Annotated in this window: 36 protein-coding genes and 1 tRNA gene; all 37 read right to left on the bottom strand. The window is 35.1% G+C overall.

Features of this window, described 5'->3' with window-relative positions:
* Positions 1-154: 154 nt before the first annotated feature.
* The gene (locus tag HND39_11920; GenBank protein QKJ96928.1) at positions 155-499 is read right to left on the bottom strand and encodes a hypothetical protein; all 345 of its coding nucleotides are present in this window, start codon (positions 497-499) and stop codon (positions 155-157) included.
* A gap of 1 nt (position 500) precedes the next feature.
* On the bottom strand, positions 501-4,079 hold the full coding sequence (locus HND39_11915; protein ID QKJ96927.1) for a RecQ family ATP-dependent DNA helicase: 3,579 nt from the start codon (positions 4,077-4,079) through the stop codon (positions 501-503).
* Between the two features lie 220 nt (positions 4,080-4,299).
* Positions 4,300-4,995, bottom strand: a complete 696-nt coding sequence (locus HND39_11910) for a C40 family peptidase (protein ID QKJ96926.1) — start codon at positions 4,993-4,995, stop codon at positions 4,300-4,302.
* Entirely contained in the window at positions 4,992-5,846 is an 855-nt protein-coding gene (locus tag HND39_11905) for an RNA polymerase sigma factor RpoD/SigA (protein QKJ96925.1), read from the bottom strand. The genes HND39_11910 and HND39_11905 overlap by 4 nt, the downstream gene beginning before the upstream one ends.
* Positions 5,843-6,130, bottom strand: a complete 288-nt coding sequence (locus HND39_11900; protein QKJ96924.1) for a EutN/CcmL family microcompartment protein — start codon at positions 6,128-6,130, stop codon at positions 5,843-5,845. Before HND39_11900 ends, HND39_11905 begins: the two co-directional genes overlap by 4 nt.
* Before the next feature lie 26 nt (positions 6,131-6,156).
* Entirely contained in the window at positions 6,157-6,429 is a 273-nt protein-coding gene (locus HND39_11895; protein QKJ96923.1) for a EutN/CcmL family microcompartment protein, read from the bottom strand.
* Positions 6,430-6,804, bottom strand: a complete 375-nt coding sequence (locus HND39_11890) for a PIN domain-containing protein (protein ID QKJ96922.1) — start codon at positions 6,802-6,804, stop codon at positions 6,430-6,432.
* On the bottom strand, positions 6,797-7,072 hold the full coding sequence (locus HND39_11885; GenBank protein ID QKJ96921.1) for a hypothetical protein: 276 nt from the start codon (positions 7,070-7,072) through the stop codon (positions 6,797-6,799). The genes HND39_11890 and HND39_11885 overlap by 8 nt, the downstream gene beginning before the upstream one ends.
* 9 nt (positions 7,073-7,081) lie before the next feature.
* Positions 7,082-8,245, bottom strand: a complete 1,164-nt coding sequence (locus tag HND39_11880) for a phosphopentomutase (GenBank protein QKJ96920.1) — start codon at positions 8,243-8,245, stop codon at positions 7,082-7,084.
* A gap of 16 nt (positions 8,246-8,261) precedes the next feature.
* Positions 8,262-10,115, bottom strand: coding sequence for a GAF domain-containing protein (locus tag HND39_11875; protein ID QKJ97988.1), 1,854 nt, complete (start codon positions 10,113-10,115; stop codon positions 8,262-8,264).
* Positions 10,116-10,194: 79 nt separating this feature from the next.
* Entirely contained in the window at positions 10,195-10,779 is a 585-nt protein-coding gene (locus tag HND39_11870) for a YihA family ribosome biogenesis GTP-binding protein (protein QKJ96919.1), read from the bottom strand.
* A 62-nt stretch (positions 10,780-10,841) separates the two neighbouring features.
* The gene (rplQ, locus tag HND39_11865; GenBank protein ID QKJ96918.1) at positions 10,842-11,333 is read right to left on the bottom strand and encodes a 50S ribosomal protein L17; all 492 of its coding nucleotides are present in this window, start codon (positions 11,331-11,333) and stop codon (positions 10,842-10,844) included.
* 18 nt (positions 11,334-11,351) lie between these two features.
* Positions 11,352-12,347, bottom strand: coding sequence for a DNA-directed RNA polymerase subunit alpha (locus HND39_11860; protein QKJ96917.1), 996 nt, complete (start codon positions 12,345-12,347; stop codon positions 11,352-11,354).
* 31 nt (positions 12,348-12,378) lie between these two features.
* Positions 12,379-13,005, bottom strand: coding sequence for a 30S ribosomal protein S4 (gene rpsD / locus HND39_11855; GenBank protein ID QKJ96916.1), 627 nt, complete (start codon positions 13,003-13,005; stop codon positions 12,379-12,381).
* Positions 13,006-13,023: 18 nt separating this feature from the next.
* Positions 13,024-13,410, bottom strand: coding sequence for a 30S ribosomal protein S11 (gene rpsK / locus HND39_11850; GenBank protein ID QKJ96915.1), 387 nt, complete (start codon positions 13,408-13,410; stop codon positions 13,024-13,026).
* A gap of 24 nt (positions 13,411-13,434) precedes the next feature.
* Positions 13,435-13,818: a 30S ribosomal protein S13 gene (gene rpsM, locus HND39_11845; GenBank protein ID QKJ96914.1), complete on the bottom strand. Its 384-nt coding sequence runs from the start codon at positions 13,816-13,818 to the stop codon at positions 13,435-13,437.
* 23 nt (positions 13,819-13,841) lie between these two features.
* Positions 13,842-13,955, bottom strand: a complete 114-nt coding sequence (gene rpmJ / locus HND39_11840; protein QKJ96913.1) for a 50S ribosomal protein L36 — start codon at positions 13,953-13,955, stop codon at positions 13,842-13,844.
* A gap of 11 nt (positions 13,956-13,966) precedes the next feature.
* Positions 13,967-14,185 (bottom strand): translation initiation factor IF-1, encoded by a 219-nt coding sequence (gene infA / locus HND39_11835; GenBank protein ID QKJ96912.1) that lies wholly within the window; start codon positions 14,183-14,185, stop codon positions 13,967-13,969.
* Positions 14,185-14,946 (bottom strand): type I methionyl aminopeptidase, encoded by a 762-nt coding sequence (map, locus tag HND39_11830; protein ID QKJ96911.1) that lies wholly within the window; start codon positions 14,944-14,946, stop codon positions 14,185-14,187. Before map ends, infA begins: the two co-directional genes overlap by 1 nt.
* Positions 14,947-14,955: 9 nt before the next feature.
* A complete protein-coding gene (gene secY / locus HND39_11825) occupies positions 14,956-16,293 on the bottom strand; it encodes a preprotein translocase subunit SecY (GenBank protein QKJ96910.1) in 1,338 nt (445 codons plus the stop codon).
* A gap of 11 nt (positions 16,294-16,304) precedes the next feature.
* Positions 16,305-16,760: a 50S ribosomal protein L15 gene (gene rplO / locus HND39_11820; protein QKJ96909.1), complete on the bottom strand. Its 456-nt coding sequence runs from the start codon at positions 16,758-16,760 to the stop codon at positions 16,305-16,307.
* Between the two features lie 12 nt (positions 16,761-16,772).
* Positions 16,773-16,958 carry a 50S ribosomal protein L30 gene (rpmD, locus tag HND39_11815; protein QKJ96908.1) on the bottom strand — a complete coding sequence of 62 codons (186 nt, stop codon included), beginning with the start codon at positions 16,956-16,958 and terminating at the stop codon, positions 16,773-16,775.
* Between the two features lie 10 nt (positions 16,959-16,968).
* On the bottom strand, positions 16,969-17,502 hold the full coding sequence (gene rpsE, locus HND39_11810; protein ID QKJ97987.1) for a 30S ribosomal protein S5: 534 nt from the start codon (positions 17,500-17,502) through the stop codon (positions 16,969-16,971).
* Positions 17,503-17,512: 10 nt separating this feature from the next.
* A tRNA-Gln gene (locus HND39_11805) sits at positions 17,513-17,583 on the bottom strand.
* A 7-nt stretch (positions 17,584-17,590) separates the two neighbouring features.
* A complete protein-coding gene (locus HND39_11800; protein QKJ96907.1) occupies positions 17,591-17,950 on the bottom strand; it encodes a 50S ribosomal protein L18 in 360 nt (119 codons plus the stop codon).
* A gap of 21 nt (positions 17,951-17,971) precedes the next feature.
* The gene (gene rplF, locus HND39_11795; GenBank protein ID QKJ96906.1) at positions 17,972-18,511 is read right to left on the bottom strand and encodes a 50S ribosomal protein L6; all 540 of its coding nucleotides are present in this window, start codon (positions 18,509-18,511) and stop codon (positions 17,972-17,974) included.
* A 25-nt stretch (positions 18,512-18,536) separates the two neighbouring features.
* The gene (gene rpsH / locus HND39_11790; GenBank protein ID QKJ96905.1) at positions 18,537-18,932 is read right to left on the bottom strand and encodes a 30S ribosomal protein S8; all 396 of its coding nucleotides are present in this window, start codon (positions 18,930-18,932) and stop codon (positions 18,537-18,539) included.
* A gap of 15 nt (positions 18,933-18,947) precedes the next feature.
* Complete coding sequence (rpsN, locus tag HND39_11785; GenBank protein ID QKJ96904.1) at positions 18,948-19,217, bottom strand: 30S ribosomal protein S14; 270 nt, start codon at positions 19,215-19,217, stop codon at positions 18,948-18,950.
* 9 nt (positions 19,218-19,226) lie between these two features.
* A complete protein-coding gene (gene rplE, locus HND39_11780) occupies positions 19,227-19,880 on the bottom strand; it encodes a 50S ribosomal protein L5 (GenBank protein ID QKJ96903.1) in 654 nt (217 codons plus the stop codon).
* A gap of 22 nt (positions 19,881-19,902) precedes the next feature.
* Entirely contained in the window at positions 19,903-20,229 is a 327-nt protein-coding gene (gene rplX / locus HND39_11775; protein QKJ96902.1) for a 50S ribosomal protein L24, read from the bottom strand.
* 11 nt (positions 20,230-20,240) lie between these two features.
* A complete protein-coding gene (rplN, locus tag HND39_11770) occupies positions 20,241-20,609 on the bottom strand; it encodes a 50S ribosomal protein L14 (protein ID QKJ96901.1) in 369 nt (122 codons plus the stop codon).
* Between the two features lie 17 nt (positions 20,610-20,626).
* Positions 20,627-20,884 (bottom strand): 30S ribosomal protein S17, encoded by a 258-nt coding sequence (rpsQ, locus tag HND39_11765; GenBank protein ID QKJ96900.1) that lies wholly within the window; start codon positions 20,882-20,884, stop codon positions 20,627-20,629.
* A gap of 2 nt (positions 20,885-20,886) precedes the next feature.
* Positions 20,887-21,111, bottom strand: a complete 225-nt coding sequence (rpmC, locus tag HND39_11760) for a 50S ribosomal protein L29 (GenBank protein ID QKJ96899.1) — start codon at positions 21,109-21,111, stop codon at positions 20,887-20,889.
* A gap of 13 nt (positions 21,112-21,124) precedes the next feature.
* Positions 21,125-21,541 (bottom strand): 50S ribosomal protein L16, encoded by a 417-nt coding sequence (rplP, locus tag HND39_11755; GenBank protein QKJ96898.1) that lies wholly within the window; start codon positions 21,539-21,541, stop codon positions 21,125-21,127.
* A 21-nt stretch (positions 21,542-21,562) separates the two neighbouring features.
* A complete protein-coding gene (rpsC, locus tag HND39_11750; GenBank protein QKJ96897.1) occupies positions 21,563-22,204 on the bottom strand; it encodes a 30S ribosomal protein S3 in 642 nt (213 codons plus the stop codon).
* A 15-nt stretch (positions 22,205-22,219) separates the two neighbouring features.
* Entirely contained in the window at positions 22,220-22,567 is a 348-nt protein-coding gene (gene rplV, locus HND39_11745) for a 50S ribosomal protein L22 (GenBank protein QKJ96896.1), read from the bottom strand.
* 19 nt (positions 22,568-22,586) lie between these two features.
* The gene (gene rpsS / locus HND39_11740; protein QKJ96895.1) at positions 22,587-22,874 is read right to left on the bottom strand and encodes a 30S ribosomal protein S19; all 288 of its coding nucleotides are present in this window, start codon (positions 22,872-22,874) and stop codon (positions 22,587-22,589) included.
* Positions 22,875-22,878: the final 4 nt, after the last annotated feature.

The raw sequence follows: 22,878 nt of genomic DNA, 5'->3' as shown, positions 1-22,878 counted from the left end.
CGATGCCACTTGAATAACAACTGCCAATAATTTTAAAAACATTTATTTAACATAACTACTTTACAAAGCAACATTACACGGAAGAACAAAGCCAATAATTACACAAATGCCAAATGCGAATACGGCGTCCGCTTGATTGGCTTGTTAGTTGGCGTTACATAAATTTTAAAATAATTACAGATGCCAAAACGATAATTTGGAGAACAATTACAGTAATGAGCAATGTAGTATTTTTTGAAGCGACCCTTTTATTCTCGTTTAATTGTTCTAATATGGATTTGAGGTTGACCTCAAGTTTTGCTTTCTCAATTTGATCAAAAATACTTTTCCCACGCGTAATTAATTGAAGAGAATTGTTATTTGCATTGTCAGCAATTCTAGCTGTCTCACTTGATATTTTCTCAAGTTTATCTATCTGCTCATTTGCGCTTCTAATTTTATATAGCTCATTTAAAAGATTACTTACAGTTTCCTCAATTTTCAAGAAATCATCTGGCATTTTAGTTACCTATATAATGTTTGTTATAATTTATCGTGTTTTTTAAGAGAATTGATAGTAGTATCATTTTACTCTGATTTGGTAATGAAGGATATATTAGACGTGCAATTTTTCTTGATGAGATTAATTCAAGAAACAAGTTGCCAAACTCTTCATTTATCTGTCCAATTTTTCTTTGATAGATATCGATAATATTGGCAATTATATTCTCTTGCGTTTCAAACTCATATTGCTGTCGAAGAAAATTAATTCCGGTAATAAAGTCTTGAATTACAAATTCAATTTCGTAATTAGGTATTGATAATCTGGAAAACGCACTAAGGATATATAAACCAGAATATTCAGGGTAGCTTTCCATTGTTCGACGACAACCTCCTAGTAGTTGTCTTGCTAAATCAATGTCTGTTACTTGTTCGAGAACCTCCCACCATTTTGTGTGGTCATCGGACTGAACAATTTCTAAAAGAAGATCTGTGAAAATTGATTTTTCTAAATAGGCTAATAATTGCTCACGTATGTAATTATTTCTACTGTTTGGTGGCATTTGTGAAGAACTTCTTGAAACTTCTAAAATGGTTTTTAGAGCGGTTCTTCGTTTTTTCTCGATCTCGTTGTAAGCAAAACGTACAATGTAACCAAGACAACGTTCAAGCATATTGGTTCCATTTGCATTAACTATTTGTGTTTGCGCTGTACGAATATAGTCTGGGGTTTTATAACGACTTAAATAAGTTTTTAAATTTGTCAAACATTCCTCATCCGATAATCGATTTAAAGTAACACTGTATTGGTTTGCATTCCAATCGATGGTATAATCTGAGACTATTCCAAGAATTGAAAGACGATAGATCGATTTGTCAAGATTATCATTTCGTGGAATTATTATTTGATGTGTTTGTCCAAGTTGCAAATTATTATAAACTGGGTAAATGCTATTTGTTAGCAAGTTATGAAGATTACTAATTTCGATATCAACCCCTTGAAAAGCATTCATATGAAAAAATAACATTCTATGAATATCGCCTTCTTGTCCAAATTGTGGCCATTGACCTTGTTGTTTTAGAATTCTCAAATCTTGTGCTGAAAGATTAATGTCTAAAAACTGATCAGCAATTGTTGAATTATCGTCAGAAAATATTATTATACAATAAGAATTATTCCTATCCCTTCCAGCCCTACCAGCTTCTTGATAAAAGGCTTCTAGTGAAGCAGGGATTCCAAAATGTACAGTATATCTAACATTTGGTTTATCAATTCCCATTCCGAATGCTTTTGTTGAAACTAAGACGGCAAATTCATTATTCTTAAAATCTTTCTGAATTCTTCTTTTTTCTTTGTTCCACTCTATTTCACGCTGAAAGCGATGCAAATTTGGTTGAAAATATTTTGGTACTGAACCACTAAAAAATCCAACTTGTATATTTAACCTATTTTGTAAATCGTCTCGTACTTGTGAGCCAAACACATTGTTTGTCCAAGGGACAAAGACCAAACCAGATTTGGTATTATTTCCATCCGGTTGAAATAATTCATTTTCATTTGTATTAAGGACTTGCGGAATCGTATTCTGTAACAATCCAAATAAAATGTCTTTTTTGTTTGTGCTTGGTGTAGAATAAATATCGAATTGTAATTCATCTCTGTTAAATGTTGATGGATATATTTTAGCTTCTTCTTCGTCTATTCCAATTTCTCTTTGAACGTCAGTTAAGACAGAATAAGAGGCTGTACCAGTTAAAGCTAATACGGTAGGTTCATAGTTTTGGTATTTGCAATATTTTTTTGCGGTCTTTGCTAAATTTAAATAGGACGTTCTGAAATCGTGACCCCACTCTGACACACAATGTGCCTCATCAATTACAAGATAGGGTATAGAAAAAGAAACGGTCATCTGAATTAAGGAATTTCTAAAGTTGTTGTCTTGAAATCTTTCAGGGGCAATAAATACTAAATTATATTTTCCATTAGACATTTCATTAACAACTTGCACTCTTTCTTCACTAGTTAATTCGCTATTGATAAAGCTAATATTGTCAATAAGGTAATTGTTCATATTATCTGCTTGATCAAACATTAATGATCTTAGGGGATCAACGACCAGTGTAACTCCAGGCTGTAAAAGTGCAGAAAGTTGGTAAGTTAGAGATTTACCAGCACCAGTAGGCAATAATCCAATAACTGGTTTTAATGACAGCGAGCGCTTAAGGACTTCAATCTGACCTTCCCAATAGTCTTCTTTTCTAAAAATACTTTGCAATAAGAACAAAAGATTCTTTTCCTTGCTTTCATTTAGCTCATAAGGAAAAGGAGTTATAGAATTAACTTTAAAATTATTATCAAAATAGAATCTGGATGTAACGACAAACGCTAAGTAATTAACTTTCTCTCGAATATTTTGTTTCTCTTTGATTGCCCATTTCTTTTTCAATGAAATATAAAATAATATCTCATTGTTACTGTTTGGATTGAAGTCTTCAAGTGTTTTTTCAGTTCTGTATTGAATATCTGGTAAAGGCACATTATAGAGTGAACAAAAATTTGACAACCATACTTTTGTATCCTCAACTGCAAATTTTGCGTATGACACATCTTCTTCAATGAAACATAAATTCCAACTTTCTTGATGAAAATTTAAGTAGCCTTTTTTTAAAGCCCACAATAATACTTTTTGAAATCTTGCTACAAGTAAGGGAATATGAATTAACCGATCGGAAAGAGAAGAAAAAGAAATTGTTTCGTTTTGATTTAGGCATTCCAAATAGTCACTATCAATTATTGTATTTCGAAGCTCGTTGATATTTTGTTCATTCAATCCTTCATTAATTTCCCTTGAAGTAATTTCTATTACTTTCCAGCCATTGTTTCGTAATGAATTCCTTCTCTGATTGTCAAGATTCATTTGAACTTGATCTTGGAAATGTTGTAAGCCATCAATTTCAATAATAACTTTGATATCTACGGTCTCAATTGCAAAATCAACTCTTTGACCAAAATAATTTTGAGCTTCATTAGCCGGAAGCATAGTTTCAATTTTTCTTTGTGGTTCAAAAAGTTGAGAAATATTCAGTCCGATAAGATTAGGTAGTATTTGGCAATAAAATATTTTCTCTTCTTGGCTGACAGTAATATTATTTTCTGAATTATACTTCTTTTCTATTTCTTCAAATACTTTATTAGGATCAAACTTTTGATCGAATAATATTAACGAGTCAGTAATGGATTTTATCCATTTCGCTTTATACTGATTGTTAGTGATGCTATCGCTAAACTTTATTGCCCCTTGAGCAGCCGATTCTTGAATATTAAAATCATTTCTAATTATTCTAGATAAATCTCTTTCTAAATTAATTGAACAAAAGGTTGGGAATCCTCTACTTAACAAATTGTCTAAAACATAAACTAACTGTCTTTCTTTTTCCGAAAGATTATTTGTAGGAGGATATGAAGATAATGTTTCTAATTCGAACGCAGATAAGGAACGAAATATATCTTTGTTTTTATAGTGGCTATAATTATCTATTTCTGGCAGTAAATCTTTTATATAGCTTGTTATATAACCACATTCTAATTTTTCAATCATAAAAATACTATCCTATTTTACAAAGCCAACTAACTATTACTTATACTGCACCGAATTATTAGTTAGAGAACGTAGATGCGCGTGCAGCTGCATATCTAAGTTCCAATCGTTTTCAAATTTTCTCAAAATCTTAGTATTTAAAAATAGTTCGTGCATATCTATCATCCGGTTTCATTTCAGTAATACAAACCAAATAATCAATTAGAATTTACAAAAACCATCATTGCGTTTTCTCCGTCAACCCATTCATCTCCAACCTTCTTGCACCCATAAAAGTTCTTGAGTAATAATCATAATCTAATGCAGTTATTGTAACACCTTTTTTAGTGCTTGCGTGTGCAAAGAGATTATCGCCAATATAGATACCAACATGCCCGGGTTTTACTCTTTTTCGCGTGTTAAAAAATACAAGATCACCAACTTTTAGTTCATCACCTTTTTCAATTACACTTCCCTGTGTGTACTGTAATCGTGCAGAACGTTCAAGACTTAAATTAAAAACATTCTTAAAAATTATCTGAGTAAATGCAGAACAATCCATTCCTTCTTTTGTGTTGCCGCCGTATTTGTACGGTGTTCCAAGGTACTTGATAATCTCCATCAGCATTTTTTCTTTGATTGTAGTGTAATCGTATCCAGGGACATCAAAAGTGTAATCATTCTCAGTACCGGTTAAAAGAGTCGAAACATCAATATCAGGATCTTCCAAAGGAAGGTCATCAGGATCTTTGAAATCCAGATTAAGATCTACAATCATCGAATCATCCTCAGATGTAAATCTGACAGAAGATTTCTCTTTATCTTCATCGGGTGTTTTTTTACCAAACCGGATTGTATTGCTGGATGAGCAGGAACAGATTATAAATAATGAGATTAAAAACAAGAATATATTTGAACTGACACTTCTCAACTTCACCCAAGATATTTTTTCAATTCTTTGCTTCGGGTTGTATTTCGCAATCTGCGAATTGCTTTTTCTTTTATTTGACGAACTCTTTCACGGGTAAGATTAAACTTTTCTCCAATTTCTTCCAGCGTTAGCGGTTCGTCAATATCTATTCCAAAATAAAGTTTAATTACTTCGGCTTCGCGTGCAGAAAGTTTGGATAAAGCCCTTCCGATTTCTTCTTTAAAAGATTCGTTCATGAGTGTGTCATCAGGCGATGGTTCATCCGGATTTTCCAGCACATCAAGCAGTCGATTTTCTTCGTTATTAGAAAAAGGTGCATCCATTGAAAGATGCTTTGAAGATAAAGACATAGCTTCTGAAACATCTTCAACATCCATTTGAAGTTCTTCAGCGAGTTCTTCAGGACTTGGTTCTCTTTCAAATTCCTGTTCCAGGTTGCTGTATGCTTTGCCGATTTTATTCAGAGCTCCAACACGATTTAAGGGCAATCTTACAATTCGTGATTGTTCAGCGAGTGCTTGCATAATAGATTGCCGGATCCACCATACTGCATAAGATATAAATTTAAATCCTCTTGTTTCATCAAATCTTCTGGCAGCTTTAATCAGACCGAGGTTACCTTCATTTATTAAATCACCGAGTGAAAGCCCCTGATTTTGATATTGTTTTGCAACGCTTACGACAAACCTTAAATTGGCTTTTGTCAGTTTATCCAGAGCCTCTGAGTCACCTTCTTTTATTCTTCGCGCAAGTTCAATCTCTTGTTCGGCAGTAAGTAATGTAACTTTACCGATATCGTGGAAATATTTATCCAGTGATTGAGAATCACGATTTGTAAACTGTTTGGTTATTTTCACGACTTACTTTTATTTGATTTTTCGGAGTTAACTGAATCAACAATACCAACTATTGATGCATCGACCGGAGCCAGATCAACAGGTAATGGAATAACGGCTTCGGATGCTGTTATATAATAAATAATTTCGCCCGGACCGGAACCAACCGTATCTACAGCTATAATCGGATCTCCAGCTTTCTCAAGTTCACCATTTAACGGTTGAACTATCATCAACTTTAAATTGCTTAATGAAGGATGCTTTCGTGTTGCCCAGATATTTCCGATAACTTTTCCCAGAAACAATTTTTACTCACAAAAATTATTAATATTTATTTTTCAGATACATCAAGCTTATCAACGATGCCCATAATAACAGCATCAACTGGTTTATCTTTTGTGAAGCTTGTCATTCTTGATGAACTTCCGGTTGCAACCAAAACTACTTCACCTTCACCAGCACCAACACTATCAACAGCAACTACAAATCTTTCTTTTTCTTTCAAATCGAGAGTCAGCTCACGAACAATTAAAAATTTAGCACCAACAAGATTTTCATCTTTTTTTGTTGACCACACCGTACCGATAACCTTTCCAAGAAACATTTATACTCCCAGTTCTTTTGGATGAATGATTTTCAAATTTGTTTTTTTATAACGTTCTTTATTCAATGTTACTATCGGCAATTTATTTATTTGAGAAACAACCGCAAACAGTGAATCGCGAAGACTTTCAGTTTTACCTGAATATTCCGGGATACTTAATGCATATCTCGAATGTAAACCAAGAATTTTTAATGAATCCAATACACTTCGTACTGAATATTTTTCTGAATCATCATTACAAGCAGCCAAAAGCTCAGAAGCATTCAGAACAGTTGTAAAACAAATACCTGACTGCATCAGGTTTATCAAATAATTATTTTCACCCGATGTCAGATAATCAACCAGCACATCAGTTTCAAGAAGGAATTTAACCATTTGAAATCCGATATTGATAACCCGAATCTTTTAATTTACCGGATGCTAACAACATCTTTACTATAACCCAATCCGGTAAGTCCTGAACTATTTTTATGGTTTTGAATAGCTGAATATCCAGTTTGAAATTATTAATTCTACCGTTCGATTCTTTAACTTCTAAATTGATAACCGGAGAATTTGAAATATTCAGGTTTTGAATTTTCGTCGAGATAATATTATCAGAATTTTTAGTATTAAATTCAATGAACAATTTCGGAAGTATCATAACTAATCCTCATTCATTCAGAAAGCTGATCCCATACAGATTATTTTCAACTCCAAAAAAATCTGCAACAGTTTTAGCAACATCAGAAAAAGTATTTCGCACACCAAGATTTTTCCCGGGAACACCTTTCCTGAAATAAAGCAGAGGAACATATTCTCTGCTGTGATCTGTGCTTGGTGTGGTTGGATCATTACCGTGATCAGCAGTAATAATCAGTCTATCACTCTCATCAAGTTCAGACAAAAACTCCGGCAGAAACTGATCGAACTCCATAAGCTTTTTTGCGAAACCATCAGGGTCGTTTCTATGTCCGAAATACACATCGAAATCTACAAGATTTGCAAAAATAAAACTACTCTCAGAATCGGCTGCAAATTTAATAAGCTGCTCGCAGCCTTCTTCATTTGTTTTCGTTAATATTTGTCTCTTTATACCACGATAATTAAATAAGTCGTTTATCTTACCGATACCGATTGTCGTAATATTATTGTTTGAAAGTATATCAAGAATTGTAGGTTGTGGTGGATCAAGTGAAAAATCTTTTCTGTTTTTTGTTCTTGTAAAATTTCCAGGGATGCCAATGAATGGTCGTGCAATTACTCGTCCGACCTGGAGAGGATTTAGTAAAACTTTCTCACGCGTAATCGAACAGATATCGTAAAGCAGTTTTAGAGGGATGATGTCTTCATGTGCTGCTATCTGGAAAACAGAATCTGCCGAAGTATAAACAATCGGGAAACCGGTACTTAAATGCTTTTCGCCGAGTTCATTTATAATTTCAGTTCCGGAAGCAGGTTTATTTCCAAGAATTCCTTTACAACCGGTTTCCTTTAAAAACCTGATTACAATTTCATCATCAAAACCGTTTGGGAAATAAGTGAAATCAGTTCTAACATGAATTCCAGCCAACTCCCAATGACCAGTTGTTGAATCTTTTCCTTGAGAGATTTCTGCCATTTTTCCGAATGAAGATGCAGGATTCGAAACATTTCTAACACCTTTTATTGGCTCAATATTTCCAAGACCGAGTGATTGTAAAGTTGGCAGATTTAGTCCACCGATTGCTAAAGCAATATTGTGCAGAGTATTACTTCCTTCATCTCTATACTTAGCTGCATCAGGTAACTCTCCAATACCAACTCCGTCAAGTACGATTACAAAGAAATTTTTCATTTCAATTAATGAAATATTAGTTCACATTGAGGACGGCGTTACCGCCTTTTTCGAGAGCTTTATTCAGGGCAAGATTTGCATTATGCAGGACTTCATCTACGTTATCTTTATTTGTTGTAGAAGCAATACCAATTGAAACTGTAAAAGTTGTCTGCTTTGAAACCACAGAAATTGGTTTACGAGCTATCTTAACACGGAGCTTTTCAGCCCAGACGAATACATTCTTGGCAGGAGCATTAAAAAAGTAAATCGCAAATATCCTGTCATCAAGTCTTCCAAAAAGATTTAGCTGAGTCATTTCATCAGCAATAATTTCAGATACAGCCGAAACTACTCTCGGTAAAGGATTATCATCAAAAAGTGTTTCTTGTTCGATAAAGTCATCAATTTTTATAAGAGCTAATGTCCCGGGAACTTCAAGCTGCTTAGACTTGATCAAATCCACCTGCAATCTATCTTTGAATGAAGCAGCGTTCAGAGCTCTCGTTTCAAAATCAACTGTAGTAAGGTTTTTCAGAAGTTTTTGAGTTGAATGAGTATAAATGATGTAAGCTAAAACATTGAGCGATTTTTTAAGAAACTGAACGTCATTATTGCTGTATGCATTTTTTTTCAGACTTTCGAAACAAATCACACCATAATTTTGTTTATTATAAATCAGTGGGATAGTCAGAAATGAACCATCAAATGAAACATCTTCAGCGCGTGAAAACCTTTTATAATTTCCGGTTGATGTATCATCAATTTTAACCGGGATTCCCGTTACAATTGATTTACCAACAAGTGTTCCATTAAGATCAATTTGCAAATCATTCCCGATATACTTCAGAGCCGTTGTATTTTCAACTTTTACTGTTTTAAAACTTTTCTGAACAGGCTCAAAGTATATAAACACAAATGCATCCCATTTAATCATACTCTTCAAGGCTTCGGGTAATGCATTAATTAATTCTTTTTCATCCTCGAACTCGTTTTCCGGTCCAAGAATTTTTAATAAACCGTCAAGCCTTTTTTGAGAGATTGTATCAGTATATTTTTCTTCAAAAATACCGATCAGCATAGTAATAAGCCGGATAAAGCGACCCAGCGAATAGATAGTTTCGATTCCGAAAGCATCTTCAACCTTTGAATCGATTGCTATTATTGCAACCAAATCGTTATTATAAAATACAGGAACGCCCGCAAAACTTTTAATCCCTTGTGGTGCATCATAATATCTGATAACATCAGCTTCTGCTGTACGGGATATATCCGTTAATAATTCAGGTTCGCCGTTCTCAACTATTTTACTTAGCACATCGTCTTCAATATCAAATTTTCTTTTAGTTAATTGGTTTGAAGATGAAATACATTTTTCAATTATTAATTTTTCTTTTTTCTTGTTGTACCAAAAATATATAGCAGAGTGTGCATTGTATAGTTCTGTCATTACAGTGAGCATCCTCTCAATAACAAAACCAAACTGCTCATCGTGACCGGTTCCGGGCGGAAGTGTTTCCTTAACAATTTCTTCAAAACGTTCTTTAAGATCGTGCGGTTTTAATGTTGTCTTAGAAACTCCGTATTCGGGTCTGTAGGTTTCATCGGTTATTACATCAATATTTTTGTTCTTTGAGACAATTTTAAAAGATTCTTCGTGATCTGAATGAGCTGTTACCTGAGGTTCAGAAATTGTTTCATCAGCTTCGGAAATAGAATAACCACCTGAGAATCTTATTGAGTCACGTAAAAAAATAATGAAAGCCACATAGATTACAAGCAGACCAATTATCACAAGGCGGAGGAAAAGATCGTCGCTTAAAAAAAGACCGGACGCAAGTATTGGAATAACCAGGAAAATTAAAATTCTTTTTCGTTGTCTTTTATCCAGCATACGACGATTAAATAGGAAATTATTTTTGTAGAATAAATTTAACAACTAAATATTAAAAAATAACATCCGGCGGAAATTAAAAGAACAGTTCGGTGATTTTTTTTTGAACAGGCTTCTTCCATTTTCCGGTGACTGAAGAATACAAGAACAGATTTTTGTTAAGCACCAGCTCCGGGAAAACAGATACAATTAATTTAACCGCTTTATAATTTTCAGATTGATTTAGTTTATCAGCTTTACTAAGAATTACAGAATAATCTTTCTCAGCACTTTTCAACCACGCATTCAGTTCTTTATCCAGATCAGTTGGTTCGTATCTCGAGTCAATCAGATGAAAAGCGTGATGTATATTTTTTGAATCAAGGATGTATCTAGAAACAAGATTTCCCCATTTTTCCCGTTCTGTCTGACTGGTTTTTGCGTAACCAAATCCCGGTAAATCGACAATGAAAAAAGTATCGTTGGCTTTATAAAAATTGATCGAGCGTGTCTTGCCGGGCGTTGAACTGGTTTTGGCCAGTCCTTTCCTGTTAGAAATACTATTGATGAAGGAAGACTTACCAACATTGGATCTGCCACAGAGAATCAGTTGAGGCAAAGTAACCTTCGACAAACCAGAAAGTTCAAATACTGATTTTATAAAATGAATATCTTTAAACATTATTAATAAAAAAAGAGTAACCGAAAATTCGATTACTCTTATAATACAAAAAATTAATTAAACTATTTTTTAGGAACTTCAGCAGCTTGTTCTTCAAGCAACTGATTTTCTTTATCAGCTTTTGCCTTTGCTTCTTTTTCTTTAGCTTTTGCGTCACGTTTTTCTTTCTGCTGTTCTGCTCTGGCAGTAACAACTTCATTGTAATCAACAAGCTCGATTATTGCCATCTGTGCAGCATCGCCCATTCTGCGTCCTAATTTAATAACACGAGTATATCCTCCCGGTCTCTCACCAATCTTTGGAATAATTTCAGAGAACAATTCCTTAACAACTTCTTTATCTTTGATAGAGATCATAACCTGTTTCTTTGCATGTAAATCACCTTTGCGGGCTTTAGTTACAAGCTTTTCTGCAACAACCCTGGTTTCTTTTGCTTTTGCAAGAGTTGTTTTGATTCGTTTATATTTTAACAGAGAAGTTATAAGCGAATTTAATGTAGCCTTCCGATGGCTTGCAGTTCTTCCTAATTTTCTTCCCTTAACATTGTGTCTCATCTGATTACCTTTGTCGTTTTATTTGGCTTCTGCTTCTACTTTAAGATACTTGTCAACATCCATTCCGAATTCAATACCGAGGTCTTCAACAATTTCCATCAACTCTGCCAGAGATTTTCTTCCGAAATTTCTGAACTTTAACATTTCTGCTTCATCTTTCCTGACTAAATCGCCAAGTATTTTTATGTTTGCCGCTTTAAGGCAGTTGTGTGATCTGACACTAAGTTCAAGATCATCTACAGGAGTCTGAAGTATCTTTTTAATTTTATCAAACTCTGTATCTTTTTGAATAACCGGTTGTTCTTCTTCCTGCTCCATATCAAAATTAATAAATAACTGAACATGCTCTCTAAGAATTTTTGCAGCTTGTGTAAGCGCATCATCAGGTGTTATTGAACCATCAGTTGAAATTTCTAAAGTTAATTTTTCGAAATCATTTTTATCGCCGATTCTAACATTTTCAACAGTCATTTTAACATTTCTGATCGGTGTGAAGATCGAATCAATCGGAATAACTCCAATTGCCTGATCGGGCGAGGAGTTTTCAACGGCAGGCACATAACCCGTACCTTTACCAATTCTGATTTCAACATCAAATTTTGCGCTCTTATTCAAAGTTGCAATGTGGAGATCAGGATTTAATATTTCAACTTCATTACTTGATTTTTGAATATCCGCAGCAGTCCAGGTACTATCTCCATTAAATGACAAATCAATTTTGTTGGGCTTTTTTGTAAGCAGTTTCATTCTTACTTGTTTAAGATTAAGAACGATTTCGGATACGTCCTCAACTACTCCCGGAATAGTTGTAAATTCATGCAATATACCGCTGAATTTAACGGAAGTTATTGCAGCACCCGGCAATGATGAGAGAAGTACTCTTCTCAAAGAATTACCTAAGGTTACTCCAAATCCTCTTTCCAGAGGTTGAAGAGTAAATCTACCAAAAGTATTTGAATAATTGGCTTCATCTAAAACCACTGACTCAGGCATAATTAAATGTGATGTATTCATTAATAAAACCCTCTAAAATTTCAAAAATTAATTATTTAGAATAGAGCTCTACAACCAATTGTTCATTGGCGTTTAGAGGAACATCTGCTCTTTCCGGAACCTGAAGAAATGTTCCGGTTAATGTTGCTTTATCGATAGTAAGCCAAGGATACGCACTTTCTTTTACACGCTTAAGTGAATTATGAATTGCGTCTAACTTCTTACTTTTTTCTTTTACTTTAACAATATCGCCCTGTGCAACCAGATAAGATGGTACGTCCACAAGCTTTTCATTTACCATAAAATGTCTATGTTTTATAAGCTGTCTTGCCTGATTTCTGGAAGCAGCAAATCCAAGCCTGTAAATCACATTATCCAATCTTCTTTCAAGTATCTTAATCAGGTTTTCACCAGTAATACCCTTTTGCTTGTTAGCTTTATCAAAATAATTTCTGAATTGAGTTTCAAGCAATCCATACATTCTTTTGATTTTCTGTTTTTCTCTAAGCTGTAAACCATATTCGGATATTTTCGCCCTTCTGCTCAGTCCGTGTTGACCTGGTGCATAATTTCTTGATTCGATAGGGCATTTTTCAGTATAACATTTCTGTCCTTTAAGAAAAAGCTTTTGTCTTTCTCTTCTGCATAATTTGCAAACTGAATCTGTGTATCTTGCCATTTAACAATAACTCCTTCTTTAAACTCTTCTGCGCTTTGGTGGTCTGCATCCGTTATGCGGTATCGGAGTTACATCCTTAATGGAAGTAATTTCCAATCCGGCTGTATGTAAAGATCTGATGGCTGCTTCTCTACCGGAGCCAGGTCCAATCACTTTTACTTCAACTTTTCTAAGACCAAGATCATAAGCCTCTTTTGCGGCAGCTTCAGCAGAAACCTGCGCAGCGAATGGTGTATTCTTTCTTGATCCTTTAAAACCATTTTTACCAGCAGATGACCAGGATAATGTATTACCATAAATATCTGTGATAGTAACAATTACGTTGTTGAAAGTTGCTTTGATATGAGCAACACCATTCAGATCAACCTGCGTTCTCTTTTTAACTTTTTTTACTGATTTAGCCAATCAAAATCCTCCGATTAACAAAAATTATTTCTTAGTTGGTGTTTTCTTCTTGCCGGCGACTGTTTTACGTTTGCCTTTTCTCGTTCTTGAATTCGTTCTGGTTCTTTGACCTCTCGCCGGAAGTCCTTTTCTATGTCTTATTCCTCTGTAAGCACCGATATCCATCAATCGTTTGATGTTCTGCTGAACTTCTGAACGAAGTGCACCTTCAACTTTAAACTCAGCTGTGATGACAGCTCTGATTTGAGCAACATCTTCTTCAGTGAGATCGCCGACTTTTTTGTTGGCGTCTATTTTTGCCTTTTCAAGAATTTCAGAAGAAGAAGTCGGTCCTATTCCATAGATATATTGCAGACCGAACAAAACTTTTTTATTCTTTGGTAAATCAACACCTGATATACGAGCCAAAATTCAACTCCTATTTTTAAAATTTAACCTTGTCTTTGCTTGTGCTTCGGATTAGAACAAATTACTCTGACAACACCTTTGCGTCTGATAATTTTGCACTTATCACATATTTTCCGAACCGATGATCTGACTTTCATATTCGCACCTGTTATTTATATCTGTAAGTAATTCTTCCCTTTGATAAATCGTAGGGAGACATTTCAATTGATACTTTATCGCCAACCAGAATTTTAATAAAATGCATTCTCATTTTGCCTGAGATATGAGCAAGAATTTCGTGCCCATTATCCAACTTTACTCTAAAGGTTGCATTCGGTAAAGTTTCTGTTATTACACCATCTATTTTAATCGGACCTTGTTTAGCCATTAACAAACTGTCAATATTTCCGGTGAATTATCAAGTATCAATATTGTATGTTCAAAATGTGCTGATGGAGAACCATCTACGGTTTGAACAGTCCAACCATCCGAAGCAGACATCACTTCATATCCACCAGCATTAACCATTGGTTCAATGGCAATCGTCATTCCTTTTTTAAGTTTTGGTCCAGTTCCTTTTCTTCCGAAGTTCGGAACTGCCGGATCTTCGTGTAAAAATTTTCCAACTCCATGACCACAAAGATCTCTTACAACCGAAAATCCATTCTGTTCAACATAATCCTGAACCGCTGCTGAAATATCGTGGACTCTGTTTCCACTTTTGGCTTGCTCAATTCCCAGATACAGTGATTTTTCTGTTACTTCAAGAAGTTTTCTTTTTTCTTCAGAAATTTTTCCGACTGCAACTGTCGTTGCAGCATCGCCATAATAATTATTTTTAAGAACACCAACATCCAGAGAAATTATATCTCCATCTTCGAGACTTACCTTAGCCGGAATACCATGAACAACTGCATCATTTACAGATGTGCAAACAGAACCCGGGAAACCGGGTAATCCACCCTGCGAATATCCTTTAAATGCAGGTGAAGCATTATTACTTCTGATATAATCTTCTGCTATCCTATCCAACTCAATCGTTGTGATACCAACACTAACATTACTTTTTAGTAATCGCAGCGTTTCTGCAACAATTCTACAACTCTCTATGATAAAATCAATCTCTTTTTGTGTTTTAATATAAATCACAATTGATGACTAAGCTCTGCGTCCTCTAAGTTTACCGGCTTTCATGAAACCATCATAGTGTCTCATCAGCAAGTGTGATTCAATCTGTTGCAATGTATCCAAACCTACACCAACGATAATCAATAAACTTGTTCCGCCAAAAAATTGAGCAAATTGCTGTGACACATTAAAACCGGAAATGAATGCTGGCATTATTGCAACAATCGCCAAAAAGATTGATCCGGGTAAAGTAATTTTAGTTAAAATATTATCAATGAACTCTGAGGTTTGTTTTCCTGGTCGGATGCCCGGAATAAAACCTCCCTGTTTCTTCATATTGTCAGCTACATCCTTCGGATTGAATGCAATAGCAGTATAAAAATATGTGAAGAACACAATCATCAATGCATAAATTATAGAGTAAACCGGTGAATTATAAGCAAAGTACCCAGCTACATTCTGTAAAAATTCATTATCCGGGAAAAATGACAAAACGGTATTTGGAATGAACATGATAGATTGAGCAAAAATTATCGGCATCACTCCAGCTGTGTTTACTCTTAAAGGAATGTATTGTGTAACACCGCCATAAATTTTTCTTCCAACAACTCTTTTTGCGTACTGAACAGGAATTCGTCTGGTTCCCTGAGTTACAAGAACGACTCCGGCAATTATAAAGAACATAAAAATCAGAATAATTATTTCGATTATAATTGATCTCTGCCCAACGCTGATTAATCTAATCTCATCAATAATTGAATGAGGAAAACGTGCGATGATTCCAATAAAGATGATAAGAGAAATTCCATTACCAATCCCTTTCTCAGTCATCTGTTCACCCATCCACATCATTAAAATCGTTCCGGAAGTTAGAATAATGATTGTTGAAAGAACCCATGCAAATCCACTAACTGCTTCAGGTACAATTGGCATTCCCTGTACCTGAATATTCAACAATCTGATCGTAACACCCCAGGCTTGCATCCCGGCGATTGCGACAGTTCCATATCTAGTCCATTGAGTAATTTTTTTTCTGCCTTCTTCGCCTTCCTGCTGGAGTTTTTGTAAATACGGCCAAACAGCCCCAAGCAATTGCAAAATAATTGAAGCAGAAATATAGGGCATTATTCCAAGCGCAAATATTGCAGCATTTGAAAATGCACCACCGACAAACAGATCATACATACCAAAAAGATTGTCGCTTGTTGCATTTTTCATGCTCTCAGCAAGTAGTGTTGTATCAACACCAGGAATAGTAATATGTGCACCTAAACGAACAAGAAACAGTATAGCCAGTGTATAAAAAATCCTCTGGCGAAGTTCGTGTATTTTGAAAATGTTCCGGAAAGTATCTGTAAGTCTCGACATTTAATACCGTATTAGATTAACTTTATTGAACCGCCAGCCGATTCGATTTTTTCTTTAGCACTCTGACTTATTGCATTAACTTCAAGGTTTAATTTTACTTTAAGTTCGCCTTTACCCAGAATTTTAACTGGTTTTTCTGTACTCGAAATCAAACCTAAGTTCTTTAATTCAGCAATATTAATAACACCATTAAGTTTATTTGCGTCTGCTACTCTTTGCAGTGCATTCAGATTTACGATCTGATAGGTTTCTTTGAAAATATTTGTAAAACCGAATTTGGGAATTCTTCTTTGCAAAGGCATCTGTCCGCCTTCGAACCATGGTTTCTTCTTGGAACCAGAACGAGAGCCCTGACCGTTCATACCTCTTGTAGCCTGACCACCGTGACCTGAACCTTCACCTCTGCCGACTCTTTTACGTTTTTTTCTTGAACCTTCAGCGTATTTTAAATTACTTAAAATGTCCATCTTTTAGTTTCCTTACTCCTTAACTTCTTCAACTCTAACGAGATGTGTAACTTTATTTATCATACCCCTGATTTGAGGAGTATCGTTATGAATTTTCTCCCAGTTTGGTTTTCCTAAACCCAATGCTTCGATAATCCTTTTCTGTGTTTCGGGTCTATCAATTACACTCTTAGTTTGTATTATTTTTAACTTTGCCATAATTCCTCTATTAAGAAGCAAAAATTTCCTGAATAGTTTTTCCTCTTTTATCTGCCATACTCTTTGCATCAATTTGCATCAATAATCCGTTTAAGGTTGCTTTAACCTGATTATGAGGGTTACTTGAACCCAATGACTTTGTTAAAATATCCTGCACACCCACAGCTTCAAGAACTGCTCTGACTCCACCACCGGCAATAAGCCCTGTACCTGGAGTAGCTGGTTTTAGAAGAACTTTTCCAGCACCGTATCTGCCAATGATTTGATGAGAGACAGTGCCTTTACGCATTGTGACTTTTACAAGATTCTTTTTGGCATCATCAATACCTTTTGAAATCGCATCAGTAACTTCGTTAGCTTTACCAAGTCCAACTCCAACAATACCATTACCATCACCAACCACAACAATTGCGTTGAAGCTAAATCTTCGTCCGCCTTTGACAACTTTAGCTACACGATTAATGTGAACAACTTTTTCTTTCAATCCTTCTGTTTCGGTGGATTTAACTCTTTTCAATTTATCTCCTAAAAAACTTTCTTTAATAATATGGAAGCTGCCGGGAGAGGATTCGAACCTCTACAGACGCCTCCAAAGGGCGTAGTCCTACCATTAGACGACCCGGCAAGAATCATTAGAATGCAAGTCCTCCCTCTCGGGCACCATCAGCTAAAGCTTTTACACGACCATGATATCTGAATCCGCCTCTATCAAACACGACAGATTTTATATTTTTTTCTAATGCTTTTTTTGCAAGCATAGATCCTATAAGCTTACTTTTATTGATTTTACCTTTAACAGATTTCACTTCAGTTTTAGCTTCTTTATTCAAGCTTGACATAGCAACTAACGTATTACCTGTTGAATCGTCAATGATCTGAGCATAAATATTATCCAGACTCCTGTAAACTGAAAGACGTGGTTTTTCAGTTGTACCGGAAATTTTTTTTCTGATTTTTATTCTTGATCTTGTTCGTGATGTTTTCTTTTTCATTACAAAATAAACTCCTAAAAATTATGCACCAGCAGTTTTGCCAGCTTTTCTGATAATTCTTTCATCAGAATATTTAATACCTTTACCTTTGTATGGTTCTGGTTTTCTAAAAGACCTGATTTTTGCAGCAACCAGTCCGACTAATTCTTTATCATTTCCAGAAATATTAATCTGAGTTGGTGCAGGAACTTCAAGTTTCACTTCATCCGGGGGGACGAAGTAAATCGGATGTGAGTAGCCAATATTTAAAAGTAAATTTTTGCCTTTTAATTCTGCTTTGTAACCAACGCCAACTATCTCAAGAGATTTTTTATATGAATCGGTTACACCAACAATCATATTCTGAACTAAAGCACGGGTTAATCCGTGTAAAGATCTTGTTTCCTTCAAATCATCAGGTCTGCTAAACTTTATTTCGTTGTCAACAATTTCAGTCTTTATCAAATGGTGAAGTATTCTATGAAGCTCACCTTTTGGACCTTTAACCTTAATTGTCTGACCATCCAATGATATTGTCACACCTTTTGGAATCTCTATTGGTTTTTTACCTATTCTGGACACTCTTAAATCTCCGACTTTAAAAATTTTACCATATATAACAAACTACTTCACCACCAACCAGATTATTTCTGGCATCTTTATCAGTCAGCAAACCTTTCGGCGTAGAAATAACCGCAGTGCCTAAACCGTTTAATACTCTTGGAAGTTTATCAGACGATCTATAAACACGCAGACCTGGTTTGCTGATTCTCTTCAAGCCTGTAATGGCTGATACTCCGTTTTTATATTTAAGCACTATATTCAATTTTTTCTGTTTAGTGTCATCGATTATTTCATAATCAATTATGTAACCTAAGTTTTTTAAAATTTCTGACAATCCGATTTTAGTTTTCGTTGCCGGAATTTCAACACGTACTTTTTTTGCTTTTGTAGCGTTTCTGATTCTTGTCAAATAATCTGCAATAGGGTCTGTAACTGCCATTTAAACTTTCTCCGTTTACCAACTTGATTTTTTTACACCTGGAATTTCACCTCTCAGAGCCATTTCTCTGAAGACAAGTCTGGAAACTCCAAATTTTCTGTAATAGGCTCTGGCTCTGCCAGTGAACATGCATCGATTTTTCAATCTCGTAACTGAAGAATCACGAGGCAGCTTTTGAAGAGCTTCATAATCTCCTGAAGCTTTCAAATCTTCACGAATTTTTTTATACTTTTCGTAAAGTCTGTGTCTTTTATTCTCTCTTGCTATCAAGCATGTTCTGGCCATTAAAATCTCCTAAGCTTTTTTAATTTCTTTTTTGATGAAAGGCATTCCGAATGTTTTAAGTAATTCGTAAGCCTCGTTGTCACTTTTTGCTGAAGTAACTATAGTAATATCCATTCCAAGCACACGAGTAATTTTATCAACATTAATTTCGGGGAAGATAATTTGCTCTTTAACTCCAAGGGTATAGTTTCCTCTTCCATCAAATGATTTATCAGATAATCCTCTAAAGTCACGAACCCGTGGAAGCGCAACATTTATCAGTCTGTCAAGAAACTCGTACATTCTTTCTTTACGAAGAGTTACCATTGCACCAATGCTGATTCCTTCCCGCAGTTTAAAATTTGAAATCGCTTTCTTTGCTTTTCTAATGCTGGCTTTCTGACCTGTAATCGATTCAAGTTCTTTAACTGCTTCTTCAAGTATTTTTGGTTCTGCAACCGCTGCACCAACTCCCATATTTACCACAATCTTTTCGATCTTTGGGACCTGCATTACATTTTTATAAGTGAAAGCTTTAATCAAAGTTGGAACTACATCACTATGATAGAAATTTGCGAGCCGGCTTGGAATTTTTAGATCCTTTTCTATCTGTGATTTTTCAGCTTCTTTTTTTGGCTTATCTTTTTTCTCTTTTGATTCTTTTGCTTGTTTTTTTTCTGCCATTTTCTTAACAATAATTAAATTCTTATTGAATCATTTCTCCGCTTGCTTTTGCAACACGTGCAATTTTCTTTTTACCTGTCTTTTCATCTAAAATGACTCTGGATCCGATTCTTGTCGGTTCATTTGATTTTGGATCTAAAATCATCACATTAGATGCGTGGACTGATGCTTCTTTTTCTATAATTCCGCCTTGCGGATTTTTTTGATTTGGTTTTGTATGCTTTTTCCTAAGATTGATACCTTCAACTATTACACGATATTTCTGAGGAAAAACTTTTAAAACTTTACCGGTTTTACCTCGGTCATTACCGGAGACTACCATTACCATATCATTTTTTCTAATTTTCATTTTAAAACCTTTTACAATACTTCGGGTGCTAATGAAACGATTTTCATAAATTGTTTATCTCTTAATTCCCTGGCAACAGGACCAAAAATTCTAGTGCCTCTCGGTTCATTTTGCGGATTGATCAATACTGCTGCATTCTCATCAAATCTAATGTACGAGCCGTCTTTTCTTCTAACTTCCTTTTTTGTTCTGACAATAACTGCTCTGGATACTTCGCCTTTTTTAACCGTTCCGTTCGGCATAGCAGTCTTTACGCTAACGACTATAGTATCACCGACCGTAGCATAACGTCTTCCACTTCCACCAAGAACACGAATGCATCTTACTTTCTTCGCACCCGAATTATCAGCTACAATCAGATTTGTTTCTTCCTGTATCATCGCCGTGAATCTCCTGCCTACTTGGCTTTTTCAATAATTTCAACTAATCGCCATCTCTTCTTTAAACTGAGCGGGCGTGTTTCCATAATTTTTACTTTATCACCTATGCCGCATTCCTTCTTTTCATCGTGAGCCATGAGCTTTGTAGTTTTCCTGAAATATTTTTTATAAATAGGATGAGCTACTTTTCTTTCGATGGCAACAGTGATAGTTTTATCCATCTTGTTGCTAACAACAATACCTATCCTTGTTTTTCTAAGACTTCGAGTTTCCATACTTAAGCTTTTGCTCCTTTCACTTCAGTACTTACCAGTTGTGATTCTCTTTCTCTGAGAACTGTCTTCAATTTTGCAATATCCCTTTTCACATTTTTCAGTTTCGAAGTATTAGTCAACTGTTTCAATTGATGCGAAAACCTCAAATCAACGAGATTGCGTTCCTCATCTTTAATTCTTTGAACTATTTCTTCAGTTTTCAATTCTTTTATTTCGTGAATCTTCATTTAAACTCGTTCCTTATTCAAAATCTGGTCTGGAGACTACTTTTGTTTTAATTGGCAGTTTATGAGAACATAATGTTAATGCTTCATTTGCCATATCTCTTGTTACACCTGAAACTTCAAAAAGAATTCTTCCGGGTTTAATAACAGCGACCCAGAATTCAGGGGCACCTTTACCTTTTCCCATTCTTGTTTCGAGAGGTTTCTTTGAAACAGGCTTATCAGGAAAAATTCTGATCCAAACGCGGCCATCTCTTTTCATTTTTCGTGTAAGTGCAACACGACAGGCTTCAATCTGCCTGCTTGTAATCCACGCTGGTTCTAATGATTTCAGTCCGAAATCACCAAACGCAACTGAACTACCACGTTTTGCATTCCCTTTTCTTCTACCTCTATGTGCTTTTCTGTATTTAACTCTTTTCGGCATTAACATAATGTTAGCTCCTGCTCAAAATTATTCCGCAACTCTTTTACCGAGAATTTCACCCCGGCAAATCCACACTTTAATTCCTATTGAACCATATATAGTTTCTGCTCTGCCATTAGCATAATCAATATCGGCTCTTAAAGTGTGAAGCGGTATTCTTCCATCTTTGTATTGTTCAGTTCTTGCGATTTCAGCACCACCGAGTCTGCCACCACATTTAATACGAATTCCTTCCGCACCCATACGCATCGAGGCAGTAATAGCCATCTTCATTGCTCTGCGGAAAGAAATTCTTCCTTCTAATTGGCTGGCAATGTTTTCTGCTACCAGGTAAGCATCTAATTCTGGTCTCTTTATCTCTGAAATCTGAATTTTTATTTCTTTATTTGAAATTTGTTTCAACTCTTCTTCAAGCTGTGTAATTTCTTTTCCACTTTTACCAATTACAACACCTGGTCTTGAAGTATGAATATTTAAAATTATACTTTTCGAAGTCCTGTCAATAATGATTTTAGATATCCCTGCTTTTTTTAATCTGTTCCTGATATAATCACGAAGTTTGTCATCTTCTTTTAATTTTATAGCATAACTTTTACTCTCGTACCAATTTGAATTCCAGCCTCTGATCACGCCTACTCTTAAACCTATCGGATTAGTCTTTTGTCCCAAAAATTCCTCCTGATATTATGCTTTTTTTGCTACTACTATTGTTAAATGACAAGATCTTTTTCTTATCCTGTATGCTCTTCCCTGTGGTGCGGGAGATATTCTTTTTAAAATCGGACCAACATCAACAAATGCTTCTTTAACGAACAGATCAGCCGGTTCAATTCTTATAGTTTCTTCTTTATTATTAATAAGATTTGAAACTGCTGACCTTAAAGTCTTCTCGGCATTTTTTGAAGAATGCTTTGGCGAGAAATGGAGTATTTCCAATGCTTTATCAACAGATTCACCTCTGATTAAATCAATCACTAGCCTCATCTTCCTCGGAGATGAACCTATAAACCTATTTATTGCTCTTGCTTCCATCGTAAATAATCTTTCTTGATTAACCTGCTTTAACTGATTTTTCGGCTTTAGTTCCGGGATGACCACGGAAAATCCGCGTTGGTGCAAATTCACCTAATTTATGTCCAACCATATTTTCAGTAATGAAAATCGGAATCATCTTATTTCCATTATGAACTGCGATTGTATGACCAACGAAATCAGGAGTAATGATAGATGCACGTGACCATGTTTTAATAATTTTTTTTTGATTATTATCATTAAGCTGCTTGATCATTTTGAACAGCTTGTAATGAATAAATGGTCCTTTTTTTACAGAACGTGGCATAAAT

Source organism: Ignavibacteriota bacterium (genome assembly GCA_013285405.1).
Classification (GTDB): domain Bacteria; phylum Bacteroidota; class Ignavibacteria; order Ignavibacteriales; family Ignavibacteriaceae; genus IGN2.
The sequence above is the reverse complement of the archived record's forward strand: the minus strand, read 5'-3'. Positions and strand labels throughout refer to the sequence as shown.

What these genes read in the sequence shown, in the direction of transcription:
- HND39_11920 (QKJ96928.1), bottom strand. Translation starts at nt 499, where the DNA reads ATGCCAGATGATTTCTTGAAAATTGAGGAAACTGTAAGTAATCTTTTA.
- HND39_11915 (QKJ96927.1), bottom strand. Translation starts at nt 4,079, where the DNA reads ATGATTGAAAAATTAGAATGTGGTTATATAACAAGCTATATAAAAGAT.
- HND39_11895 (QKJ96923.1), bottom strand. Translation starts at nt 6,429, where the DNA reads ATGTTTCTTGGAAAGGTTATCGGTACGGTGTGGTCAACAAAAAAAGAT.
- HND39_11890 (QKJ96922.1), bottom strand. Translation starts at nt 6,804, where the DNA reads ATGGTTAAATTCCTTCTTGAAACTGATGTGCTGGTTGATTATCTGACA.
- HND39_11885 (QKJ96921.1), bottom strand. Translation starts at nt 7,072, where the DNA reads ATGATACTTCCGAAATTGTTCATTGAATTTAATACTAAAAATTCTGAT.
- HND39_11880 (QKJ96920.1), bottom strand. Translation starts at nt 8,245, where the DNA reads ATGAAAAATTTCTTTGTAATCGTACTTGACGGAGTTGGTATTGGAGAG.
- HND39_11870 (QKJ96919.1), bottom strand. Translation starts at nt 10,779, where the DNA reads ATGTTTAAAGATATTCATTTTATAAAATCAGTATTTGAACTTTCTGGT.
- rplQ (QKJ96918.1), bottom strand. Translation starts at nt 11,333, where the DNA reads ATGAGACACAATGTTAAGGGAAGAAAATTAGGAAGAACTGCAAGCCAT.
- HND39_11860 (QKJ96917.1), bottom strand. Translation starts at nt 12,347, where the DNA reads ATGAATACATCACATTTAATTATGCCTGAGTCAGTGGTTTTAGATGAA.
- rpsD (QKJ96916.1), bottom strand. Translation starts at nt 13,005, where the DNA reads ATGGCAAGATACACAGATTCAGTTTGCAAATTATGCAGAAGAGAAAGA.
- rpmJ (QKJ96913.1), bottom strand. Translation starts at nt 13,955, where the DNA reads ATGAAAGTCAGATCATCGGTTCGGAAAATATGTGATAAGTGCAAAATT.
- infA (QKJ96912.1), bottom strand. Translation starts at nt 14,185, where the DNA reads ATGGCTAAACAAGGTCCGATTAAAATAGATGGTGTAATAACAGAAACT.
- secY (QKJ96910.1), bottom strand. Translation starts at nt 16,293, where the DNA reads ATGTCGAGACTTACAGATACTTTCCGGAACATTTTCAAAATACACGAA.
- rplO (QKJ96909.1), bottom strand. Translation starts at nt 16,760, where the DNA reads ATGGACATTTTAAGTAATTTAAAATACGCTGAAGGTTCAAGAAAAAAA.
- rpmD (QKJ96908.1), bottom strand. Translation starts at nt 16,958, where the DNA reads ATGGCAAAGTTAAAAATAATACAAACTAAGAGTGTAATTGATAGACCC.
- HND39_11800 (QKJ96907.1), bottom strand. Translation starts at nt 17,950, where the DNA reads ATGAAAAAGAAAACATCACGAACAAGATCAAGAATAAAAATCAGAAAA.
- rpsH (QKJ96905.1), bottom strand. Translation starts at nt 18,932, where the DNA reads ATGGCAGTTACAGACCCTATTGCAGATTATTTGACAAGAATCAGAAAC.
- rpsN (QKJ96904.1), bottom strand. Translation starts at nt 19,217, where the DNA reads ATGGCCAGAACATGCTTGATAGCAAGAGAGAATAAAAGACACAGACTT.
- rplE (QKJ96903.1), bottom strand. Translation starts at nt 19,880, where the DNA reads ATGGCAGAAAAAAAACAAGCAAAAGAATCAAAAGAGAAAAAAGATAAG.
- rplX (QKJ96902.1), bottom strand. Translation starts at nt 20,229, where the DNA reads ATGAAAATTAGAAAAAATGATATGGTAATGGTAGTCTCCGGTAATGAC.
- rplN (QKJ96901.1), bottom strand. Translation starts at nt 20,609, where the DNA reads ATGATACAGGAAGAAACAAATCTGATTGTAGCTGATAATTCGGGTGCG.
- rpsQ (QKJ96900.1), bottom strand. Translation starts at nt 20,884, where the DNA reads ATGGAAACTCGAAGTCTTAGAAAAACAAGGATAGGTATTGTTGTTAGC.
- rpmC (QKJ96899.1), bottom strand. Translation starts at nt 21,111, where the DNA reads ATGAAGATTCACGAAATAAAAGAATTGAAAACTGAAGAAATAGTTCAA.
- rplP (QKJ96898.1), bottom strand. Translation starts at nt 21,541, where the DNA reads ATGTTAATGCCGAAAAGAGTTAAATACAGAAAAGCACATAGAGGTAGA.
- rplV (QKJ96896.1), bottom strand. Translation starts at nt 22,567, where the DNA reads ATGGAAGCAAGAGCAATAAATAGGTTTATAGGTTCATCTCCGAGGAAG.
- rpsS (QKJ96895.1), bottom strand. Translation starts at nt 22,874, where the DNA reads ATGCCACGTTCTGTAAAAAAAGGACCATTTATTCATTACAAGCTGTTC.